The 5,807-nt window shown below is 59.7% G+C and carries 8 protein-coding genes, 1 tRNA gene and 2 pseudogenes; 8 read left to right on the forward strand and 3 right to left on the reverse strand.

Going from position 1 to position 5,807, the window contains the following annotated elements:
* Positions 1-256: 256 nt before the first annotated feature.
* Complete coding sequence (locus MUU54_RS24290; RefSeq protein WP_247246507.1) at positions 257-646, reverse strand: hypothetical protein; 390 nt, start codon at positions 644-646, stop codon at positions 257-259.
* A 185-nt stretch (positions 647-831) separates the two neighbouring features.
* Between MUU54_RS24290 and MUU54_RS24295 the strand changes: the two genes are divergently transcribed.
* The 6 genes and pseudogenes from MUU54_RS24295 to MUU54_RS24315 all read left to right on the forward strand — a co-directional run bounded on the left by MUU54_RS24295 (position 832) and on the right by MUU54_RS24315 (position 4,675).
* Positions 832-908 (forward strand) — tRNA-Pro (locus tag MUU54_RS24295).
* A 184-nt stretch (positions 909-1,092) separates the two neighbouring features.
* Positions 1,093-1,776: a c-type cytochrome gene (locus MUU54_RS24300; RefSeq protein WP_247246508.1), complete on the forward strand. Its 684-nt coding sequence runs from the start codon at positions 1,093-1,095 to the stop codon at positions 1,774-1,776.
* A 70-nt stretch (positions 1,777-1,846) separates the two neighbouring features.
* A complete protein-coding gene (locus MUU54_RS24305; protein ID WP_247246512.1) occupies positions 1,847-2,296 on the forward strand; it encodes a DUF305 domain-containing protein in 450 nt (149 codons plus the stop codon).
* Positions 2,296-2,616, forward strand: coding sequence for a DUF6692 family protein (locus MUU54_RS24310; RefSeq protein WP_247246509.1), 321 nt, complete (start codon positions 2,296-2,298; stop codon positions 2,614-2,616). Before MUU54_RS24305 ends, MUU54_RS24310 begins: the two co-directional genes overlap by 1 nt.
* Complete coding sequence (locus MUU54_RS24725) at positions 2,613-2,798, forward strand: DUF6692 family protein (RefSeq protein WP_494338241.1); 186 nt, start codon at positions 2,613-2,615, stop codon at positions 2,796-2,798. The genes MUU54_RS24310 and MUU54_RS24725 overlap by 4 nt, the downstream gene beginning before the upstream one ends.
* A gap of 98 nt (positions 2,799-2,896) precedes the next feature.
* Positions 2,897-4,675 (forward strand): annotated as a pseudogene (locus MUU54_RS24315) (thiamine pyrophosphate-requiring protein).
* A gap of 95 nt (positions 4,676-4,770) precedes the next feature.
* On the opposite strand, the gene MUU54_RS24320 reads toward MUU54_RS24315, so the two are convergent.
* Positions 4,771-5,037 carry a helix-turn-helix domain-containing protein gene (locus MUU54_RS24320; protein ID WP_247246510.1) on the reverse strand — a complete coding sequence of 89 codons (267 nt, stop codon included), beginning with the start codon at positions 5,035-5,037 and terminating at the stop codon, positions 4,771-4,773.
* Positions 5,038-5,126: 89 nt separating this feature from the next.
* Between MUU54_RS24320 and MUU54_RS24325 the strand changes: the two are divergent.
* Positions 5,127-5,291 (forward strand): annotated as a pseudogene (locus MUU54_RS24325) (helix-turn-helix domain-containing protein); the annotation flags it as partial.
* Here the strand turns inward: MUU54_RS24325 and MUU54_RS24330 are convergent.
* Complete coding sequence (locus MUU54_RS24330; protein ID WP_247246511.1) at positions 5,285-5,554, reverse strand: helix-turn-helix domain-containing protein; 270 nt, start codon at positions 5,552-5,554, stop codon at positions 5,285-5,287. The pseudogene MUU54_RS24325 and the gene MUU54_RS24330 sit on opposite strands and share 7 nt — an antisense overlap.
* A 113-nt stretch (positions 5,555-5,667) precedes the next feature.
* Here MUU54_RS24330 and MUU54_RS24335 point away from each other — a divergent pair.
* Positions 5,668-5,807, forward strand: a 140-nt coding sequence (locus MUU54_RS24335) for a LysR family transcriptional regulator (protein WP_247246513.1), incomplete at its 3' end; no start/stop codon positions are given.

The following is a 5,807-nucleotide window of genomic DNA, read 5'->3' on the forward strand; positions in this document are numbered from 1 at the left end:
GATCTAATATAGACGGATGACAGCCACTCCGGTCAAACCGGCCAAGTCAATGCGCATGGAAATGAGCGCTTACGGTAGAGGCGCGCCACCAGCTGATCAGTCAGCACTTGGCGCGAGTTGACGCTCGTCTTGGTCTTGAGCAGCACTGCGCTTCGATTGAGAATATCAACCTCTGCCCATCGCAGCTCGATTGCCTCGCTCACGAGCCGCTGTCTGGCTCATGAACATGACCAGTGCCGCGACGTGCGGCAGTCCGTCATTGTAGCTCACCGGATGAATGCTGCAGCCATGCCTGCGATGCGGTCTTCCGCCTCGCAGGCGGATCCTCCTTGGAATTCCTTATCCTAAGCACCGGTCCCCATCCTCGCTCGTAGGCATGGGAGAAGACTGCTCGGGCCGGCGTGATGGCCTGGCGGTTTTGTGTCGAGGCTGAGTGGGTCGGGTAGAGGGCAGGCGACATCTGCTTGATGTCGAAGGGAACGATGTCGGACATCAAGCGCCCGTTGAACTGCTCGACGATCGGCGACAGGAACCGGTTGCATCCGCGGTGTTGGAGGTAACTGTCTGCAGCCTCTGTGAAGGTGCGGATGGTGCCAGGAAGCTGCGGTGCTGGGGCAGGGTCAGTCGCTCTGTAAGTCACGTCCATTGCAGCCTCCCGCGTGGCCTGATCGGCAGGAACGGATAGCAAACATCGCGTGGGACTTTGGTGGGACTCTCTGCTCCGAAACGCGCGTTTCCGCCCGTTCCTTTCCCTTTTTCTTCTGATGCTCCGATTTTCCCCTTGCTTAGGAATGGCCGAAAGACTAGGGAAATCTTGCTCACAGAGCGTGACGGAATGTAGCGCAGCCAGGTAGCGCACTTGACTGGGGGTCAAGGGGTCGTGGGTTCGAATCCCGCCATTCCGACCAATTGGGCGCCATTTGTCGCCTGTTCTTTGGAGCCAGCTGAACTGATTCAGCTGGCTTTTTTCTTGGGGCGGCGTAGAGCCGGGGCTCAATCCTTTCGTTTGGCACGTTTGGGTTGTGCAGCAGAGATGGTGCTGGAACAATCGCGGACGTTGCCGTTTTACCCTCTGAACGAACGGAGGGGAAAATGGACAGACCGGAGAAATCGGCGGCAGCTGCATTCATCGGCGGTATAGTGGCTACGCTTGCGGTGCTTGGTGGCGTCCCAGTCTTTGTTGCCTATTCGGGGAAATACAACATCGCCGCTACGGAAGAGCACACATCGTTCACACGGTGGATCTTCGACACCACCTTCCACAACTCCATCCAGTCGTACGCGGATCAGGAAGCCGTGCCGGAACTGACGGCTGCGATGGCTGCCGCCGGCGCTCAACCCTACAAGGAGATGTGCCAGCACTGTCACGCAGGACCTGGGGTCGAGCGTGACGAATGGGCGCAAGGCATGCGGCCGCGTCCGCCGCATCTGGCAGAAGCGGCGGCGGAGTGGAGGCGAGCGAAGTCTTCTGGCTCGTCAAGCATTGGCGCCAAGATGACTGGCATGACGGCCTTCAGTCAGACGCATACCGATAAGCGTCTGTGGGAGATCGCGGCCTTAGTCAAGCAGCTGCCAGCAATGACGCCGGACGAACACGCCGTAGCCGGGGAGGGCGGTTCAGGCGAAGATGCGGAGACGACTGAATCGAGAGGTTGGCAGAGCCATTGCCGGAGGCCTCTCAGGGAGCGGTTCAGAATGGCGCAGACGGCGCGTCGGCAAGTGATGCGCAAGAGCCTGCTTCCGATGCGGGAAGCCCTCCCCAGGTCGAGGGTGTGATTACGCCCGTGCCGCAGCAGCCGCCGGCGGATCAGTGAGCGAAAAAACAGGAGAGACCAAAGCAATGGGTATGTCCTACTGGCGCTTCGCCGCCATGATCGCCACCTCCACCGTCGTCATGTACGGCCTTATGTACCTCAACACCTATGCTTGGGAGCATGTGTTGTGGAGTGAGACGCGTGCTTGGATGGCGCTCGTCATGGGTGCCACGATGTCCGTCATCATGCTCGGCTTTATGCTTGGCATGTACAAGAACAAGATGCTCAACATGGCAATCTTCGGCGGCTCAGTCGCCGTCTTCGCACTTTCGCTCTGGCTCGTCCGGGGACAAGCGACGGTAGACGATGCCGAATACATGAGCGCCATGATCCCCCACCACTCGATCGCCATCATGACCAGCGAGCGCGCGCAGATCTCCGACCCGCGGGTGCGAAAACTTGCCGATGAGATCATCGAGGCGCAGGAGCGTGAGATCGCCGAGATGAAATATCTGATCGAAGATCTGGAGGCCCGCGACTGATGAGGATGAAAAGCAGGAGCCTCCCTCTCACTCTTGCCGCTCTGCTCGCCGCTTCCACGCTGCTGAGCGCCTGTGGTGACGATATCGCCGATGATGTTCCTAACCCCCGCAGCGGCCGTCAGGTGGCGACGGTTGTGCCGGCAAGCGAAGCCCTCGCCAATGCCGATATCAGCACGCTCGACCCCGCTACCATGGTGGATGCCGAGATGTCTAAGGTTCTAGGCGGGTCGCCAACCTGCTACTTTCTTTACACAAGCTTCGGCGAGCCGGTCGCGGCTCTGCGGACGATGGCAATGGTGAACTTGCCGTCGGCGTCGTGAAGCTTAATGGTCATCTTATCGAGTTCCAGACGACAAGGGCGGAGGGTTCGATCGAGATGAGCGCCGGGAACGTCCAACTGGTCATCGCACCGGAAGGTGACGACGATGAGGCCGCGATGGTCTTCAAGGTCGGCGAGGGCATGAAGGTTGGCTATCGCGGCTACTATCGCTGCGACGGGTAAAGCTTCTCGCCCCAAACGGGAAGGAGGTCTCATCGGAACCCTCGATATCTCCCTGTTTTAGGCCAATACAGTCTTTCATAGCACAGAATTGGTAGGACATGTCTCAGACCGTAAGCGATTCACCGTCTCACGCCTGCACGCCTGGGGCGTAAGACGCATGTTCGGTTACCCGGGCGATGGGATCAATGGCGTGTTCGGCGCCCTCAACCGGGCGGATGGCAAGATCGAGTTCACCCAAGCCCGCCATAGGAAATGGCGGCCTTCATGGCCTCGGCCTATGCCAAATTCTCCGGCGAACTAGGCGTTTGTATCGCCACCTCCGGTCCCGTGCCGCCCACCTCGTAACGGGTCTTTATGACGCTCGCCTGGACCATTAGCCGGTCCTCGCGATCGTTGGGCAGCAGGCCCGCACGAAAATCGGCGGACATTATCAGCAGGAGGTCGATCTGGCCTCCCTGTTCAAGGATTTCGCCGGCGATTCCGTCCATCAGGCCGCCGCACCCGCGCAGGTCAGGCATCTCGTGGACCGTGCTGTACGCATCGCGCTTGCCAGCAAGACGGTCACGGCGCTGATCCTGCCGAATGATCTCCAGGAATTACCCTATCAGGAGCCGCTGCGAAAGCACGGCACCGCTCATTCCGGTATCGGCTATCGCGCACCGAAGACGACGCCGCATGCAACCGATCTCGATGCTGCGGCCGAGATCCTCAACGCCGGCGAGCGCGTTACAATGCTGGTCGGTGCCGGTGCGCTGGGCGCAACGGAAGAGGTGATCGCGGTCGCCGACCGGCTGCAGGTGGCCGTTGCCAAAGCACTGCTTGGCAAGGCGGTGCTGCCTGACGATCTCTCCTGGGTGACCGGCTCCATCGGCCTGCTCGGGACGAAACCGTCCTGGGAACTGATGCGCGATTGCGACACGCTGCTGGTCGTCGGCTCAGGCTTCCCCTATTCGGAATTCCTGCCGGAGGAGTGGCAGGCGAAGGCGGTGCAGATCGACCTGAAGCCCTCCATGCTGTCGCTCCGCTATCGATGGACGTCAATCTCGTTGGTGATGCCGCAGAAACGCTGAAGGCGCTTTTGCCGCGTCTGCAACAGAAGCAGGGCGATTTGGCGGGGCAAGATCGAAAACAGTGTCTGTGACTGGTGGGAAACCCTGGATGGCCGTGCCCACGCCGAGGCCAGCCCGGTGAATCCGCAGCTGGTGGCCTGGGAGCTCTGTACGCTTGCCGGATCGGGCGATGATCACCAGCGACTCCGGTTCTTGCGCAAACTGGTTGCCGGCGACGTGAAAATGCGGACCGGGATGATGTCTTCGCTTTCCGGCAGGCTGGCGTCGATGGGGCAGCCGTTCCCTACGCCATTGCCGCCAAATTCGCCCATCCCGACCGCCCCGTCATTGGTCTCGTCGGCGATGGCGCCATGCAGATGAACAACATGGCTGAGTTGATTACAGTGCCAACTACTGGCGCGACTAGGCCGACTCACGTTTCGTCATCTGCGTCTTCAACAACGAGGATCTCAACCAGGTGACATGGGAGCAGCGCGTGATGGAGGGCGATCCCAAATTCGAAGCCTCGCAGCGCATTCCGAACGTTCCCTACCACAAGTTTGCCGAATTGATCGGGCTTGGCGGCATCTACGTCGGCGATCCGAAGCAGGTCAGTGAAGCCTGGCAGGCAGCGATTACCGCCGACTGGCCGATAGTGCTCGAGGTCCAAGACCCATCCTGAAGTGCCGCCGCTGCCGCCACATGTGACCTAAAGCAGATGAAGGCGCTGTTGAAGGGGGATCCACAGGAAGCCGGCGTCATCAAGGAACGGTGCGCCAGGTGCTCAGCAGCATTTTGCCGGCCGGAGCGAGTAGCCAAGACTTGTGATCGGTAAGACATCAACGGGACAATTTATTGGCTGATCAAACCTCGTCCTACACCGGGCGCGTCCAACGGCACCCAATCGAGACTTTAGCAGGTTCTCAAGTGGATCGCGGCTTGCGCCCCGGGCGCAAGGATGGAGGGCGAGGGGCGCTGTCGGCGACATCCGAGAAAAGTTCTCTTACCTCGATGCGCAGTGCACAAGCCAAAGCTTCCAATGCGGACACGGTGACATTCTCTTGGCCGCGTTCGATTCTGCCGACATACGACCGGTCAATGTTTGCGTCCAACGCTAGGCGCTCTTGAGAAAACCCCTTCTCGACGCGGAGCCTGCGGAGGTTCCAGCCAATGATCTGCCGTGTGTCCATAGCCCACCATGCTTTATTGGCGGCTTGACAATCGACGGACTGTAGGTCCCTAATTGAGCATAGGTGATCATGGCTTGGAGAAGCCTCCCATGGAACTACGCCAGCTTTCCTACGTCGTGGCAGTGGCCGAGGAGCCGCACTTCCGCGGAGCGGCATGCCGGCTGTGCATTTCCCAGCCGCCGCTGAGTACGCAGGTCCGGGTGCTCGAGAAGCAGCTGCTGCATCGCACGACTCGAAGTGTGGAGCTCTACCGGCCCACCTTTGGCTTTCTTCCGGGCAACAAAGGAGCGGGACGAACATCCTCTTGGTCGGGCACCTTAAAAAACTCGGTGACGTCGACTGAGAGTGCAGCCGCCAACCGATCAAGAAGATCTACTGAGGCGTTATGCTTACTCCTCTCCATGTCGCTGATAACGCTGCGATCAACGTTAGCGTCGACCGCTAAGTGCTCCTGCGTGATTTTCTGCTCTGATCGCAGACGTCTAAGGTTCCAGGCAATACGAGCGCGAGTTTCCATCAGTCATGGGCATCACCTTGCGTCGAGTTAATCCATCGGATATAGCCTACATAAAAGTCTCGTTGTTCCGATCTCGCATGCAGGGTCACACGTTTGCCTCAAGAGAGGGTGTCATGGAACTTCGCCAGCTTTCCTACTTCGTGGCAGTGGCCGAGGAGCTGCATTTCGGCAGGGCAGCAGCGCGGATGTGTATTGCCCAGCCGGCGCTGAGCACGCAGGTCCAGGCGCTGGAGAAGCATCTGGGGGTGCAGCT

It is taken from the genome of Pseudorhizobium tarimense, from assembly GCF_022968135.1.
In the GTDB taxonomy this organism is placed as follows: domain Bacteria; phylum Pseudomonadota; class Alphaproteobacteria; order Rhizobiales; family Rhizobiaceae; genus Neorhizobium; species Neorhizobium tarimense.